General features: G+C 44.5%; 14 protein-coding genes. 6 read left to right on the plus strand and 8 right to left on the minus strand.

Features of this window, described 5'->3' with window-relative positions:
* Nucleotides 1-50: 50 nt before the first annotated feature.
* Nucleotides 51-1268: a response regulator gene (locus tag AC2JBO_RS09805; protein WP_496953456.1), complete on the minus strand. Its 1218-nt coding sequence runs from the start codon at nt 1266-1268 to the stop codon at nt 51-53.
* A 640-nt stretch (nt 1269-1908) separates the two neighbouring features.
* Between AC2JBO_RS09805 and lptC the strand changes: the two genes are divergently transcribed.
* The gene (gene lptC / locus AC2JBO_RS09810) at nt 1909-2511 is read left to right on the plus strand and encodes an LPS export ABC transporter periplasmic protein LptC (protein WP_496953457.1); all 603 of its coding nucleotides are present in this window, start codon (nt 1909-1911) and stop codon (nt 2509-2511) included.
* A 69-nt stretch (nt 2512-2580) separates the two neighbouring features.
* Here lptC and AC2JBO_RS09815 read toward each other — a convergent pair whose 3' ends face one another.
* The 5 genes from AC2JBO_RS09815 to cax form a co-directional block, all read right to left on the minus strand.
* A complete protein-coding gene (locus tag AC2JBO_RS09815) occupies nt 2581-3072 on the minus strand; it encodes a YajQ family cyclic di-GMP-binding protein (protein ID WP_496953458.1) in 492 nt (163 codons plus the stop codon).
* Between the two features lie 95 nt (nt 3073-3167).
* Entirely contained in the window at nt 3168-3566 is a 399-nt protein-coding gene (locus AC2JBO_RS09820; RefSeq protein ID WP_496953459.1) for an MAPEG family protein, read from the minus strand.
* Nucleotides 3567-3702: 136 nt separating this feature from the next.
* A complete protein-coding gene (locus AC2JBO_RS09825; RefSeq protein ID WP_496953460.1) occupies nt 3703-4209 on the minus strand; it encodes a DNA recombination-mediator protein A in 507 nt (168 codons plus the stop codon).
* 379 nt (nt 4210-4588) lie between these two features.
* A complete protein-coding gene (locus AC2JBO_RS09830; RefSeq protein ID WP_496953461.1) occupies nt 4589-6343 on the minus strand; it encodes a S8 family peptidase in 1755 nt (584 codons plus the stop codon).
* A gap of 171 nt (nt 6344-6514) precedes the next feature.
* Nucleotides 6515-7603 (minus strand): calcium/proton exchanger, encoded by a 1089-nt coding sequence (gene cax, locus AC2JBO_RS09835; protein WP_496953462.1) that lies wholly within the window; start codon nt 7601-7603, stop codon nt 6515-6517.
* A 698-nt stretch (nt 7604-8301) separates the two neighbouring features.
* Here cax and AC2JBO_RS09840 point away from each other — a divergent pair.
* From AC2JBO_RS09840 to AC2JBO_RS09855, 4 genes are all read left to right on the plus strand, one after another.
* Nucleotides 8302-10914: a DUF3536 domain-containing protein gene (locus AC2JBO_RS09840; protein ID WP_496953463.1), complete on the plus strand. Its 2613-nt coding sequence runs from the start codon at nt 8302-8304 to the stop codon at nt 10912-10914.
* A gap of 305 nt (nt 10915-11219) precedes the next feature.
* Nucleotides 11220-12512: a hypothetical protein gene (locus AC2JBO_RS09845; RefSeq protein WP_496953464.1), complete on the plus strand. Its 1293-nt coding sequence runs from the start codon at nt 11220-11222 to the stop codon at nt 12510-12512.
* 43 nt (nt 12513-12555) lie between these two features.
* Nucleotides 12556-13158 (plus strand): hypothetical protein, encoded by a 603-nt coding sequence (locus AC2JBO_RS09850; RefSeq protein WP_496953465.1) that lies wholly within the window; start codon nt 12556-12558, stop codon nt 13156-13158.
* A 119-nt stretch (nt 13159-13277) separates the two neighbouring features.
* Nucleotides 13278-13559, plus strand: a complete 282-nt coding sequence (locus AC2JBO_RS09855) for a hypothetical protein (RefSeq protein WP_496953469.1) — start codon at nt 13278-13280, stop codon at nt 13557-13559.
* Nucleotides 13560-13724: 165 nt separating this feature from the next.
* Here the strand turns inward: AC2JBO_RS09855 and tolQ are convergent, their stop codons facing one another.
* Nucleotides 13725-14480 carry a protein TolQ gene (gene tolQ, locus AC2JBO_RS09860; RefSeq protein WP_409608302.1) on the minus strand — a complete coding sequence of 252 codons (756 nt, stop codon included), beginning with the start codon at nt 14478-14480 and terminating at the stop codon, nt 13725-13727.
* A gap of 81 nt (nt 14481-14561) precedes the next feature.
* A complete protein-coding gene (locus AC2JBO_RS09865) occupies nt 14562-15620 on the minus strand; it encodes a TraB/GumN family protein (protein WP_496953466.1) in 1059 nt (352 codons plus the stop codon).
* Nucleotides 15621-15707: 87 nt separating this feature from the next.
* Between AC2JBO_RS09865 and AC2JBO_RS09870 the strand changes: the two genes are divergently transcribed.
* Nucleotides 15708-16323, plus strand: a 616-nt coding sequence (locus tag AC2JBO_RS09870) for a TonB-dependent receptor plug domain-containing protein (RefSeq protein WP_496953467.1), incomplete at its 3' end; no start/stop codon positions are given.

Genomic DNA, 16323 nt, shown 5'->3' on the forward strand with positions numbered 1-16323 from the left:
TGTTCTCAATCCAGCTTCAAAATATTTATCACGCTCACTCAGCACTCATTTTATTTTATATAACCAATTTGTTGAAATACTGTTTTGATTAATTCTGCTTGAGTGAAAGGTTTGGTTAAATATCCTGATGATTTAACGAGTTTTGCGCGCGCTTTGTCGATAAATCCAGTTCTTCCTGTCACCATAATTACAGGGATGTTACGAAATTCTGGATGTTTACGTAATAAGGAACAGAGTTCGTAGCCATCCAAATTGGGCATTGAAATATCAAGTAGAATAATATCGGGTTTGATACGAAGAATTTGCATTAGTGCTTTGAGTGAATCACTAATACCGATAACTTCAAATAATTCTTCGTCTAAAAATCCTCGGATGGCTTTGATTATTGTTGGACTATCGTCTATACATATCACTTTGTATTGACCTATTATGTTTGACTTAATGCTTGTGTCTGTTACTGGCGCCTGATATTGTGTATTAATTGTAGTAGCTTCTTTTACTGGTTTTGCGGCTAATGTGTCAATATAACCATTAACTCGTTTGATTGGAACCTTCACTTTAACTGCTGACTCTTGCTGATACACTTTGACAGGCCCCTGTTTAAGCTGATTAGGTGACTGTGTTCGATTAATATTGATATCAGGTTCTTTTGTATCAGAAAATAAATAACTACCACTACGATATACTGGGTGAATGAAGTTACCCATGTTTCGAGCGCGCTGTTGGCAAAGCCGCGCGATGGTGGCAATATCAATGTGAGTAAACTTTGGCAAATCATCTAAAAAGCTTTCGGGCAAGAATTCGTAGATACCGTCCCGCAATTTTAAAAATGAATCCATTACTTCGAGTGCAAGTTCTTCAATTAGTTGCGTGACTTGTGAAGTACTTAAATACTGCTGGTCTAGTAACCAACATATTGCTAAATAGCTCGAACAACTAAAATCATCATGAGTCCCATCGAAAATTGCTTTTAATTGATTAGATACTTCACCGTTTAAACCGTTTAAATTTATAAACTCTGGATTTAGCTGCTGTAATTTTTTGTAGAATACATCCCACATCCCGTTCAGTTGACAAGCATAAATTAGCTTTCCTTCCTCAAAATATATAGACCATTGTTGAGAAATGCTAAATACCTGTATTTTTCCACTTATATAGTCCTGAGAAACCTTTTGCAAAAACGATAAATGTTCCAGTGGCTGGAAAAATTTTTGCCTACCGAGATTAACTGTGTTAATTTGACCCTGATTTAAAGCAGATTTATTCATAATTAAGACAATCTTTAATTTAAATGTGGACAAATAAGTGATGAACAGGTTTTGACTGCATTTTTTAAATTCATACTGTATCAATTACTGCAATTGATATAGGTAGCTAAAAAGTTAGCTTAACTGTATTTCAAGAAAGGCAAAAATGAAGGCTTTACATTTAAATTTTGTTTGTAAGTATTTAATATACCATAATCGAGTTTACTATAGAATACCCAAAAAATATCTAATTTTTGACAAATTTATGCCAATTTGGCTTCTAAATTTAATACAAGTATTCTTACTTAAAACAGTGTTGTCAATTATTTATCCTCATATATATTTTGCTATGTCCTTATACTGAACATCTCAAAGCCAATGAGCTTACTTTTAGGTAAACTACGTGTATATTATGTATCCAGTTAAATTCATTATAAACATAATTAAGGATTGAGAAAAACTAAATAGACCTGTAAGAATCTGGTATGTGACAGGACTACTTCTTTAAAGTATATGCGTATTTAAAACTTATATACTATACAGACTTGACTTATGTTTACTAATTGATATCTCATTTTTGTGCAATTTATATTTGATATTCAATTGACAAAAATCGCTTTTTTGGTGCTGAAAGTAAAACAAGTACACTACATGTACGTATATGTACTACATTGGGAGATTACATAGGCGCCGTTTGGTAGTTGAAGAATGTGGTCATTTGTGTATGTGTCGTGCCAAGATGTTGCAGTTATATTTTGGATGTGAGGTTCTAGTAAGAATGTTTGGGAAATACGGTTTATTGAGTAACTTCTCATGGTTACGGCGCCTGCATTTATCGTTTTTGCTGCCTGGAGTGCTAACTTACGTGGTTTTATTCCATGCAACTGTCAAGAGTATTTATGCTCAAACGGTGGATTTGCAGGCGCCAGCGACCAATACAGTGAAAGCTCCAGTTATCGAGGCACCATTAGATGGGATAATTAAAATACCAGTACAAGGGGCGCCGACGGAGAATGTAGTAGTACCGAATGGATTGATACGTTCGGATGTAATCACCTGGTCGGGAGATGTAGAGTTTAAATACGAGCAGGAGAAGATTATAGCAACTGCCGAAAAAGCAGAGTATTATAAATCCGAGCAAAAAATAGTTTTGACCGGAAAAGTCAAAATAAGGCGAGCAGGACAATCCCAAGAAGTGGAGACAGCAACGTTTTTTGTCACTTCGGAGTTTAAAATAACGGCAGATAAGATTGCGGGCACATAAGGATAGTATATATAGAGCAGCTTAAAAGATTGAATTAGAGGCGCCCTTACCCTTTACCCCTTGAGACATTTATCGATAATTCGTGAACTGCAAAGCAACAGGGTAGTCTTCTTGCTTCAAGCGAGCAATAACTGTTTGCAAATCATCTTTATTTTTAGCACTGACACGAACTGCGTCACCTTGAATTGAAGCTTGAACCTTTTTAAACTCGTCGCGAATTAACTTAGAGATTTGCTTGGCAATTTCTTGACTAATACCTTTTTTAAGCGTTACTTCATGACGAATACGGTTTCCGCTTGCTGATTCAATTTTGCCAAACTCAAAGATTTTTTGTGAAAGATTACGTTTTGCAGCTTTTTCACGTAGGATACCTTGTACGGTATCTAAAGTAAATTCGCTGTCAGTATTAATAGTGATCTTTTCGTCACCCAACTCAATTGTCGTGTTAGTGTCTTTGAGGTCAAAACGACTTTTGACATCTCGTACAACTTGGTCTACAGCATTGACCAATTCTTGTCTGTCGAAATCGCTTACAATGTCAAACGAATATGTTGAAGCCATAAGAATTTTTGATGTTTGATTTTTGATTAAAAGGTGTGGAGGTAGGGATAGGTTTTGTAGAACCTTTTCCCTTACCCGCAATCCCATTGCCCCTTCTAATTATGAACTTGAATGAAACTCTGAACAAACAAAGTTATAGAACAGAGTCCGCCGAGAGCAAACATTAAGGAGCGCAAAATGGGTATATTCAAAATATAAAAAATAGAGTAAAGCAATCGAGCGATAACAAAAGTAATTGCTGCGACTGCTGAAGTCTGTGAATTAACACCAGTTACATAAGCCATTAAAGCTGCTATGGAAAACACCATAAACGTTTCAAAAGAATTTTGGTGTGCCCAAGTTGCTCGTTGTGCGTAAGGTGGTAACTTATCAAACATTGCGCGAGGAGCAGCCATATCGTAACCTACGTGAAAACGACCATAGCTGACTACTAGAAATGGAGCGTAAATCAGCAAAAAGCTAGCGAAAATACAGTATAAAAAAATGGCAGACACGGCTAACTCTGAAATGTTAATTTTGATTTGTCATCGATTTTTGTCGTTTAAAGTCCTCAGTCTTAAGTCTATAATCTAGAATTATAGCTAATAACTCTTGACTCTTGACTTATTGACTGCCGACTGGAACGAAAAATTAATCAAAGTAGAATAAAGTTACCACCTTCCTTTGTTCTTCGGCTTCTCCACATGTTTGTAGCAGGGTGCGGCTATCGTGAAAGGCAAAGCAAATAAGTTGCTGGCAACGGGATACTATTTCCTTATTGCACAGATAACTGGCTTCAGCCAGCGACAAACTATCATTACTTGGATTTTCCACAAGATGCATAACCTGTTCGAGTTGTTGGCGCGATTCTAGCGGCTGACGGTCTAGACTTTGAGGTAAAATTACCGTCAAAAAATTGGGGTCAGCGCGCATTGCTCCTTTGATCGCAGCAGAATTGGTACCGGTTGCACCCGAAGTGATGATACGGTTGCCTGATAAGACCAGGGCATAAGTCATCATCTCTATCAGACTCTGATGCGTAATGGGGACGTGACGCGAACCCAGCAGTGCAATTCGTTTAGAACCTGTTTGCTGGATAGTCGCCAGTTCTTGCGCTAATGTGTCGATATTATTAATAAGGTCTGTTGACTGGCTCAAAGACGGATGCTTCGCACTTCTTAAACAACCAAGATATTTTAGCAGAGATAACGCCTTTACTAGCGATGCTTGTTCAAGACTTAAGATTCCTCAACATTTTATCCTCGCTCTTGATTCCAACGTTCTAATAACAAAATCCTGATTCTACGTAATCTGAAGTGCTAAATATTGCTAAAACAGTACTAAAGAACTAACTAATCACTTTAAGGTCATTTATTTTTTGGCTTAGTCCTTGGGAGGCATTTGAGCTTAAAGCTAAATTTAATTTGGTTTGGAGAGATAATTTTAGAATATAAAAATTAAATAATAGTTTTGGGACGGGCAAGGATGCCCGTTCCACAAGAGAGTGTTTTACAAGTGAATGTTTTATTAAGAGGGGTTATTGGATTTTATTTTTTAACAGTTGGGAGGCGCCTTGTGATAAGCGGGTGCGTAAGTTATTTAATTTGTTGGGTGAATTGCTTTCTGATTGAATAGTTATTCCGGGTTTTGGAGTCATGGTTTGAGTTAGCTGGTTGTAAAGTTCTGGGTCTGCTGCAAAGTGAAAAGCTAGTTCTTGACCGACTTCTTTTAAACGTTTTGGTAATTCGTTTGGTGTTGTTTGTAATAATTGAGCTAAGTTATATTGCAGTGTGCTGTTATCTGGATTTTCTGTATTAGTTTCGTTTTGATCTACTAGCTGTTGTTCAAATAGATGAGTAAATATATTGATGCCGTTGTCTACAGGTGAGTGTTGTTGTAATGCGAATGCTGGCGCCATTACTGATTGAGTTATGTTATCAGGCAATGGTGTGGAGAGTACTTTTTCTGCGTTGACAAGTCCTTCACCAAATTGGTTAGGTCTCCATGTTGGAAACTTTTCACAGCTATCACGCAATATTTGATTGAATATAAAGGGAATTTTTTCGGCGCCGTACTGTTGTACAAGTTGGTCGCGTCCATGATACGAAAGCCATAGTGCTGCTACACCCGCGATAAATGGCGCCGAAAACGAAGTACCATTACCTTGGTTGATGTCATATTCTAAACCAGTATCGGTTTTATTCGTTTTTGCGTACCAAACACCTGCACCCGGCGCCGTTACATCAACTTGTCTTCCGCGCGATGAACCGACCCATACTTCACGCTTTACATTACAACCTGTAACGGCAATTACTTCTTCGTAAGCAGCAGGCCATACAACAAAGGGAATTGCTGTACCAGAGGCAGCAACAATTATTACACCTCGTTTTTGAGCATAAATAATTGCACTCCGTAACCGTTGACTTGGGAGAGCGGTTCCTACACTAATTGAGACTACGTGAAACCCGTTATCTGCTGCGTATTCAATAGCTTTAGAAATATTTATAATACTGATTAGTACTACTGATAAAGATATTCGTAAAGGAACTAATTTGGAGCCAGGTGCAACACCCGTTATAGCTTTTGCAGTTGGGTAGTTCGCTTGTTTGTCTACAGTCCCAATAGCTACACTGGCAGATGATGTACCATGACCAGGGTTATTAATGATTTCGTTTGGAGATGTTTCGAGTTCGTCTTCTGGGTCGTTGTCTTTCTTTAAAAAATCGTAGCCTCTGTTAACAAGTAGATTTGAGACAATTTCTGGATGTGGCGTGTAGCCTGTGTCAGGATGTCCGATAATGATTCCATTTCCCGGCAACTTGTTAGGGTCAGGAAAAAAACGTTGCCATACTTCAAATACGCGAAGTTGCTTTAAAGGCCAGTCTACATCTTGACTTTCATCATCTACACTTGATTGATTTTCCTGACTAAGGTTATTGAATCCTCTAAACTGTCGCGCGAGTGGTTGATTTTCATCTTGACTTAAGTTTTGGTTCGAGTATATACGCATGTCAACGGGGACAGCAAACAGCGGTTCTGCGTATACTACTCCCGGTTGAGAGCGCAAATAATAAGTTTTGTCCCAAGCTTGTTTTGTTGAGAATGTCGTCGCATCCCCCTTTGTAATTTCAAACTCAGTACCATTATCACCAATCATCTCAACTTCCCAATCGGAACCAAGTACTTTAGTTACGATTTCCTGACATTTATTTTCCAGGCTTGGCATAACCATTTGCAGAAAAAAGCCTTCAAATATTGCGGTATTGTTTAGGTTACTTGGTTGAGAATCCATATCAGTTTAGATTGAGGAGAGTACTACGCTTATATATACACGCGCGGCATCAACTATTTACAGAAAATCTATCAAAAGTCGCATTGCGCTCAATAATTAAGCTCGTGCTGGTGCGTCAAAGCACATGATTTTTCGTTTTATTGAAGACCCTAATAGCTTTGACGCACCCTACTAGCTAACTGCTGGGACTGGATGGAAGAAAAAAGCAAATCCTAAAACTGTGTATGCGGCTAGTAATAAAGTACCTTCTAACCAGTTTGATTTACCATCGGAACTGATAGTATTAGCGATAAGTACTGATACTGCAACAGCTACTAGTTCAAATGGATTAAAATCTAAGTTCATTGGTTGACCGATTATTTTGCCTACGATCACGAGTACAGGCGCCACGAAAAGGGCAATTTGCATACTCGAACCAACTGCTACCGATAGCGATAAATCCATTTTATCTTTCAGGGCAACGGTAACGGCTGTTGCGTGTTCGGCAGCGTTACCCACAATAGGTACTAATATCACCCCAGTAAATAAAGCAGTTAAACCAAGTTTTGATGTCGCAACTTCAAGTGAATCTACCAATAATTCTGACTCAAGAGCTACGAACAAAGTACAAACAAGTAGTACTCCTGTCCAAAGCCACATATTCGGTTTTCCCTCTGGAGTTTCTAATATTTCGGTTTCGGCAACACCCAAATCATATAAATATGAGTGAGTTTTCATTGAAAATAACAGGGTTAGTGCATAGACTGCTATCAACACGATTGCTACAGCGAAAGAGAAATTTTGCAGCGTCTTAGGACTAATTCCTTGCGATGTGTAGTTCATCGCAGTTGGTAATAATATCGCAATTACAGCCAAATTCATTGAGGCTGCATTTACACGCGCGACAATTGGCTGGAATTTCTGCTCCTTATAGCGTAACCCTCCCAGCAACATCGCCAAACCCATAACCAACAGCAAGTTACCAATAATTGATCCCGTAATGCTAGCCTTAACGACATCGACTAAACCAGCATTAAGTGCTACAAGCGCAATAATTAGTTCTGTAGCATTACCAAAAGTGGCATTAAGTAGCCCTCCAAGTAAAGGGCCTACAACAACAGCTATTTCTTCCGTTGCCGTACCCATCCAAGCAGCCAAAGGCAATATTGCCAAACCTGCTGTAACAAAAACCGTCAAGTCTCCCCATTCCAAATAGTGTGCAGCAAGGGAAATGGGGACAAATAGTAACAACACTAAGAAAATCTTATCTTTTACTGACATTTTTCACCTTATTCAATACGTAGAAGTGCTGAGTGCTAAGTGCTGAGTAATAAGTGGTGAGGTGCGGAGTTGGAGGTTTTAATTTGACAACCAGTGGTTGTCATTTTGATAAGTTAAGTGTGCATATTTATTATTGAAATAGGCTTTTAGATTAACTCTTAACTCATTACTCAGCACTCAGCACTCAGCACTCAGCACTCAGCACTCAGCACTCAGCACTCATTACTCTCATTACTCATCACTAAACCTCTAGCATAGTCCTTTAGGTATGGGTGAGCGGCTCCGAATTTCTACTGCTTTTTAGTTTTGTTTCATTTTGTTGAGTTTTATGAAGTTTAGTTGTGCAATAATGTAAGTTTCATAATTATTTTTAGCAAAATTTAAAATAAAAAGCAAAATTATATCCTAGTCATGATGTTTAATAAATTAAGACAGTATTAAATTCTGACTGTATATGGGGCAATTGCTCAGATGAAGGCGTTATTAAATACTTTGGATATAGTTATGCCTTCAAAAATCTAGCTACAAGGTGATGTGGTTTACTCACGAATGTCGAATTATGATAGGAAAATAAGCATTTAGTTCTCGACTAATTGTCACCTGTACTGATGAGAGCGAAACTGCAAGTGTAGAGAATTTTATATTGATTGTCGCGTGACAAATCGCGCAAGTTTATCTAAACACTGGAATAATATTACATGACTTCTGCTGCTGAACTGCCAGCTAGCTCTGGCACACATTCGATGCCGCATTCAACATCTACGAATCCGCTGTTAAATGCAACGGGTGTTTATGTTGCGGTACACGGGCATTTTTACCAGCCTCCGCGTGAAAACCCTTATTTAGACGCAATTGAGCGTCAAAGTGGTGCGGCGCCGTTTCACGATTGGAACGAGCGGATTCATTCTGAGTGTTATCGTCCGAATGCCTTTGCTAGAGTGCTTAATGACCGAGGCGAGTTGGTGGGGATCGTTAATAATTACGAGTATTTGAGCTTTAATATCGGTCCAACGCTGATGTCGTGGCTAGAGAAGTACGATGTTGAAGTCTATCAGCGAATTTTGGAAGCTGATCACAAATCAAGCGCGCGCCTTAATGGTCATGGTAATGCTATGGCTCAGGTGTACAATCACATCATCATGCCGCTAGCGAATGAGCGCGATAAATATACGCAGATTCGCTGGGGTAAAGCAGACTTCAAATCCAGATTTGGACGTGATCCCGAAGGAATGTGGTTGGCTGAAGCTGCTGTAGACTATGCAACTTTAGAAGCTTTGGTGGCAGAAGGAATAAAGTTTATAGTACTGGCGCCATCACAAGCACAGCGCTGTCGTAATCTTCCAACTCAGGACAACGCTAACCCAGAATGGCAAGAAGTTGGTGGAAGTCAAATTGATCCCACACGTCCATATCGGTGTTATCTAAAAGGGGAAAAGGGTAAAGGGGTTCATAGACGTTTTATAGATATCTTTTTCTATGATGGCCCGATTTCGCGCGATATGGGATTTAGTGATGTTGTCTATAACTCAAGTCACTTTGCCGGACGTATCGGCGCCGCTGTACGCGGGGATCATCGTTCTTCGCAGTTAATTTCGGTCGCAACAGATGGTGAGACTTTTGGACATCACAAAGGTGGAACCGAAAAAACACTCGCATTTGCTTTTACTGGAGAATTTCCTCATCGCGGTTGGACGGTAACAAACTTTGCTCATTATTTGAGTTTGAACGAGCCAACTTGGGAAGTTGAGATCAAACCTGTTACCGCTTGGAGTTGCGCTCATGGTGCTGATCGATGGCAAGATGACTGTGGTTGTGGTGGCGCCCCAGGTTGGCATTTAAAATGGCGGCGCCCATTACGCGATGCTTTAAACTGGCTGCGTGATCAGTTAATAAAAGTTTACTCTGACCAGGGTGGAAAATTATTCAATGACCCTTGGCAAGCGCGTGATGAATATGTTAATGTCATTCGCGACCGTAGCGAAGAAAATGTTCAGCGTTTCCTTAGCCGTCATCAAAACCATAATTTGACAGAAGAAGAGCAAGTTGATGCACTGCGTTTGTTAGAAATGCAGCGTCACTCGTTACTAATGTTTACAAGTTGTGGTTGGTTCTTTGAAGAACTATCACGTCCAGAAGGTACACAAATTCTGCGCTATGCTGCCCGCGCGTTGGAACTTGCTGGTGATGTGGCAGGTGTACAGCTTGAATCTGGGTTTGTTAAGCGTTTAAATGCGGCGCCCAGTAATATAGAGCTGTTTGGACACGGTGCCGAAGTTTATCGACAGCTTGTGATGACGGCACAGGTTAACTTTAGACAAGTTGCCGCGCAATACGCAATTACCTGTTTATTTAACAAACAGTCGCACTATCAGACTGCTAACTACCAAAAACAGATTTATTGCTATACAGTCTCCGAGCAAGACTTCCAGTTGCAACGCATGGGCGCCATGACTTTAGCAATTGGGCATTTAAATCTAGTTTCACAAATAACCTGGGAAAGCGAACATTTGCAGTTTGCTGTCCTGCATCTTGGTGGATGGGATTTTCATTGTTGTATTCAACCATTTGAGGGAAGACGGGCTTATACTAACCTCAAAGAAAAATTGTTTGGCGCCTTGCAACTAGCAAGTACGGCGAACACAATTTTGGTCATGACACAGTTATTTGGCGACGAAGCATATAACCTACAAACTCTCTTTGCTGAAGAACGTCATCGGATTATGCACTTGTTAAGCCAAGAAACATTAAGCCGATTAGACCAACTTTATACACAAACCTATCGAGATAATTACGGAATTTTAATGGCATTTCATCGCGATGGTTTGCCAGTACCTCAAGAATTACAGGTTGCAGCAGATATTGCTTTAGGGTATCGCTGTATGATTATACTGCGATTATTAGAGCAAGACATTGCTGAACGCGCGCAAATTACAAATCATCTTGTCGAGTTAGAAGCTGTAGTTACCGAAGCTAAACATCTACACTGTAAACTTAATATTCCAGAAGGCAAAATTTTATTGGAGCAAGTCATCCTAAAAAGCCTTTGGCAATTGTTACACGATGCCAACGGCAACTTAGAAACCGATATTCAGCACTTCGAGCGACTAGTTAATGCTGCACATCAGCTAAATATTGGTATTTCTATGGACAGACCGCAGGAACTTTACTTCCATCACTTACACAATCACGTGTTACCTAACTGTGCAGCAAGCATTGCGAATCGTCAAGATACAACTCAATGCCGACTAATGCTCAAATTAGGTGAGAAACTCAACGTTTGCGTAAGTCCTTGGTTAAATAAATTAGCTTGATTGTAGGGTGGGCAGTGCCCATACGCATGGGGCTTGTACTAGTACGTACAAGCCCCTATTTTAATTTCATTATTCTTTTAGTGAATAAAATCTTTAACTTTTCCAGCAAATTGTGATTTTTTGATGTTCGTTTCACATGATTTCTGGGAATTATATGTACATGCTCATGTAAGTAAAGACACGTGGCGCCTCTCGGACATTAATGATGAGAATCTTGCACACTGTTGTTTCTACTGTAACTCTATGAGTACAGAGCAAAAAACAAATACATACCATATCAAAATTTGGTGTGAGGAGTCCCTTAAATGAATTGGAATAACAGAATAGATACAACCGTTTCTTTACGAAAGTGTAAACGTTTAGAAAATACCGTCAGTAAATTCACTACCTCTTGGTTAGTGTCATCAGCTATTTTACTAAGTCCGACTGCCAGTTATGCTTTTTTTGCAGAGGAACAATCTTTGACGGCAAAAGAAGCGGTTAAAGGTGTGGAAAGTCAAGATACCATTACAAAATCAGAAATTGCTGACAGCACTTTAGCAAATTCATCACAAAATCAACTTCTTGAGAAACTACGCGCTTATGCACAAAGTAGATATAGATATGCTGCCAAACAAGAACTTATTGTAAAGCAACCTATTGTAAAGAAACCTCAGAGCTTGCTATCTGACTTCAATAAAGCTTCGAGTCAAGTTGTTAGTCAAGCTTTTAGTCAAACATCTAATGGGGATTTTAATAAAGAGGACTTGAAACCCTATTCTAAGCTATCGAACGCTCTTAATAGGAAGTCATCAAAAAAGCAACCATTACTTGCTCAGACAGATTCTTCCGGTACTGTTGGCGATACTTTTGGAGAAATCAACAAATTACGTCAAGACCTTCTTATCGAACCTATTGTCATTGAGACTAGAACACAAAGCAGGGTTGCTCCAGCTTCGAGTGCTGGAACTCCAACTGCTTACGGCGCCAGTTCCAGACAAGCTTATATTGGTGGTGGGTTGAGATTTCCTTTTGATGACAAGCGTGATAGAGTAGATGGCTCGTTGGCATTCGGTTTTGGTGAAGGTGATGCCGTTAATTCACTGGGCATTGAGTTCAACTTTAATATCACTAGTGTTGGTGGTGGCAACTTCAATGATTTTGACTTTGGAGATAGCGGTACGATAGGCTTCAAGCTGCATAAATATTTTGGTAGAGGCACAGCAGCAGCTTTTGGATGGTCAAACCCTATTCGTTGGGGAGATACTCTTGCAGCAAATGCGACGGTTTACGGTGTAGTTACTCAAGCGTTTCCACTTCTTTCAGATAGACTGCCATTAACTATTTCTGTTGGTGTTGGCAGCGGCGCCTTCCGTTCCAAAGGTGCAATTCTTCAGGGTGAAAACACTCCTAACTTATTTGGGAGTGTGGGTCTACAAGTTACACCCGAAATTTCTTTAACTACTAGCTGGACTGGCAACCGCTTAAACGTTGGCACCTCAGTTGTGCCTATTAGAAATATTCCTCTTGTCATTAATGCCATTTTTACAGATGTCACCGATAATTTGAATCAAGGCTCTGGTTTGACAATTGTCGCAGGTTCTGCGTTCCAGTTTTAAGTCTTAGCTCAAATCCTAAACGTTCAACAACAAAGTAAACATTATGAAGCGTATTTCCACTTATTTAAGTACAGTATTAATTGTCTGTACTGCACTGCTATCAATGCCTAAAAGTGTATATGCTGGTTCTACTAATGTGACAGGCGCCACTGATGAATCATCCGGTTATTCAGGCACGTTTCATCCGTTTAACCAAGAAGTAACTACCCAAGTGGCGCCTGATACTAACATCAACTTTGATGGTGGTTCGCTCTCGGCACCAAGTGAAACATTAAAAGAATTTGATAAAATTGCCACCGATATTCGTGAAGAGTTTCAAGGCAAAAACAATGTTGTTATTGACCTGATGCTTGGCAAAGAAGCAGGTGTCGCAGGATTTCAATTTAAAACAGCGTTAGTCGAATTGGGCGCAAGAGAGGATACAGTAGATACACTCAAAAATGCGCTGTCAAATTTATTGCCAAGTTGCCAGTCGGGGTCTTGTAGCTCTGTAAATATCAACCAATTGAATCAGGTAATCAACGCTTACAATCAACTTGTACGAACAAGTTCACCTGAAGTACTTGTCAAAATTTCCCAGCATCCATACTTCAAAGACTTGTTTGCACAACTCAAGCAGTTGCGACAAGCTTTAGTTCGGAAATAAGAGATTTAATCAAGTCTACTAATAACCATGCATCTACCATATTTATTTTTATGGTACTAATACACTATTCTAAAAGTTGCACTATGATATATACTTACTTGCAGCTTTGGGGTATTGATATGGCAGTTTGGTTTGTTTGTTTCTTTCTACTGTTTGCTTTAGCAGAATTATTTGACTGGGTAAAAGATTTTACTCTGCCCTTACCTATATATATATTAGGAGGCGCCTTTCTGGCGGTTGCTTCCAACTACAATAAATTGGTGGGTTCTTATTTTAGCGAGACACCGGACGTAATCCGCGATATTCTACCGAAACAAGCAGAACTTGAACAAACTAGTCAGGCGGTTGCTTTGGAGGCGCCGCAACAGTTAGAACATAGTTTGTCTGCTTCGGATGAGTAGGAACGCAACAGATACAACGAAGCCGATGAATTATATCAGGATATTGCTGTATTAGTGGTTCATGTCAAACGTTTTCGTGTGTTGTAGCACAGGCGGCGCGCGCCGCCTGCGGCCACGACCGCGGCCCGAGCCGCCGGCCGCGCCTCCTCCGCCCAGGGCCATGGGTCAGGCGCCCCGGCGCAGGCTGAAGTCCGACGAGGGCGGGGGCGGCGGAGGCGGCGGCGCGGACGGCGAGGCCAGCCGGCGCGCCACGGCCGCCTGCAGGTCGTCGGCGAAGGCTTCCAGCCGGCCGACGTACTTGCCCGCGTCGATCGAGAACTTGTTGTAGGCGATATAGGCCGGGATCGCCGCGCCCAGGCCAATGGCGGTGGCGAACAAGGCCTCGGCGATCGCCGGCGCAACGGTGGTCAGATTTGTGTTGCCGGCCGAGGCGATGGCGTCGAACGCGTTCATGATGCCCCAGACCGTGCCGAACAGGCCGATGAAGGGCGACGAGGTGGCGACCACCGACAGCACGCCCAGGCCGTTCTCGACCCGCTGGCCCTCGCGTGAGATCAGGCTGTTCAGCGAGCGGTCGATGCGCGCGACCAAAAGGCTTCCCTGATCGGCGTCGACCGGACCGCGCTGACGCGTGTCCTTCCACTCGGCCAGGGCCAGCTTCAGCATCCGCGGCAGGGCGTGGGCGGGCTCGGCGCCCGACTGGGCCGCCACGTCTTCCAGTGAACGGCCCGAGTTCAGATCGGCCTCGAAGGCGTCGGCCTGGCGGTTCAGCCGGGTCAGGCGCACGGCCTTGTCGATGATGACCGTCCACGACCAGACCGAGGCGACGGCCAGGCCGATCATGACCGCCTTCACCACCCAGTCGGCATGCATGAACAATTCGATCGGATTCAGCATCGAGGCGTCGACGGGCGCGGTCATTCAGCGGTCCTGCGGCGGATCAGAGGATGGGTCGCCCCGTTCGAGCGGCGGAGCGCGGCCATTTCAAGGCGTGGAATCCGTCTAGACGCCTGAATCGGCCGCGTCACCTGTCGGTTGCGTGATCGGACGCCATTCCGGCCCCTCGATCTCGAGGCCGCGCGCCTCCAGGGCGTCCAGCACGCCGCCCGGCCGCGCCAGCAGTCGGATCGGCGCCACGGCCAGGGTGACGCCGGGCTGGGTCAGCGCCTGGTTCAACGCCTCGTCCCACTGGCCGCGCAACAGGGGCGCGACCTCCGGGTCGCCCCAGGGCCAGCAGACGTCCAGCGCCGCGTCGATCGGCGAGGCCGCGACCTCGGCGACGCGGAACCGCCGCCAGGCCTCGGCGCGGGCCAGGGTCATCTCGGGACCGCCCTCGGCGGCGACGATGGCCGCCTTGACGCACGGCGCATAGGTGGACGGCGGCGCATTGATCAGGCCGTCGATCAGTTCGTCGCCCCGGATTATGCCCACCGGCGTGACCGGAACGCGCGCCCGGCGCGCGGCGCGGCGCACAACGTCGTCGGGTCCGGCGCTGGTCCGGCGCGAAAAGCCCGCCTTGTCGTTCAGCAGGTCGATGCTCAGCGGCACGAAGTTGGTGGTGCGCCAGCGCTGACTGCGCTCACTGGCCATGACCGCCTCCAGCCGCGCCTGCCATTCGGGCTCGAGATAGTCCGCGGTCGTCGTTCCGGCCGGCAAGTTGGAAATGGTGCGGATGCGCCAGATCAGGCGCAGCACGTCCGCCGCAGAGGCGCGCCCCTGCTGAGGAAACAAAATGCGGTCGGCGCGCAGGGTCGCCGCCTCCAGGGCGTCGGGCCGCCACTCAAGTTCGCGCGGCGGCGTGATGGCCCCGACCAGGATCAGGGTGCGGTCGTCCTGGGTGATCTCCCACATCGGCGCGCCCGAGCGCCGCGCGGTGACGATGATGTCCTCGACCTGGGTCGCAGGCGCAGCGTCCTGAGTTCGCCCAGGGTGCGCCGGCAGCATCAGCACGGCCGCAAGGACCAGCACCACCATTCGTCGGATCATCGAAGCCCCCGTGGATCGCGGCCGGAATGCGGCGCGAACATTGCCGATGCGTAATCTTAAACCACTGTAATACATGGCGAATGTTTAATCCACCTTGCCGCCTTGTAACTGGCTTGATCAGGGCCGCACGGCCACCTTCGCGCCACACGAGGAGGGACCGCCATGTCCAAGACCATTCTGCTGGCCGGCACGGCCCTGCTGCTCATTCCTAGCGCCGCCCTGGCCCAGACCAGCAATGACGGTCCCGAACCTCAGGTCGCCCAGGCTCCTGTCCCCACCGGACCGACCTCCACCTCGCCACTGGTGGACGCCGCTGACAAGGGGGTCCTGGTCTTCACCCCTGACTTCTTCGCCGAGCAGCGGCCCAACACCGCGCTGGACATGGTCAACCGCGTGCCCGGCTTCTCCGCCGACAACGGATCCGGCGCGCGTGGCTTCGAAGGCGCGGTCGGAAACATCCTGATCAACGGCGCGCGGCCGGCCTCCAAGAGCGACACAGGCACCAATGTGCTGGGCCGCACCCTGGCCAATCAGGTGGATCGCATCGAGCTGATCCGCGGCGGCGCGCCGGGCATAGACATGCAGGGCTATTCGGTCGTCGTGAACGTGGTGCTCAAGACCACTGCCAGCCGCCAGCACATCGTCACCTGGAACGCCAATCTGTTCGAGGGCGGACAGGATCTGTTCGGCGGATCCTATCAGTTCACGGCCCGCGAGGGCGAACGGACCTATGGCCTGACCCTGTCGGACGGGGTGTCGATGAGCGACTCCAACGGCG

Source organism: Calothrix sp. CBUCES-K 9914 (genome assembly GCF_059640475.1).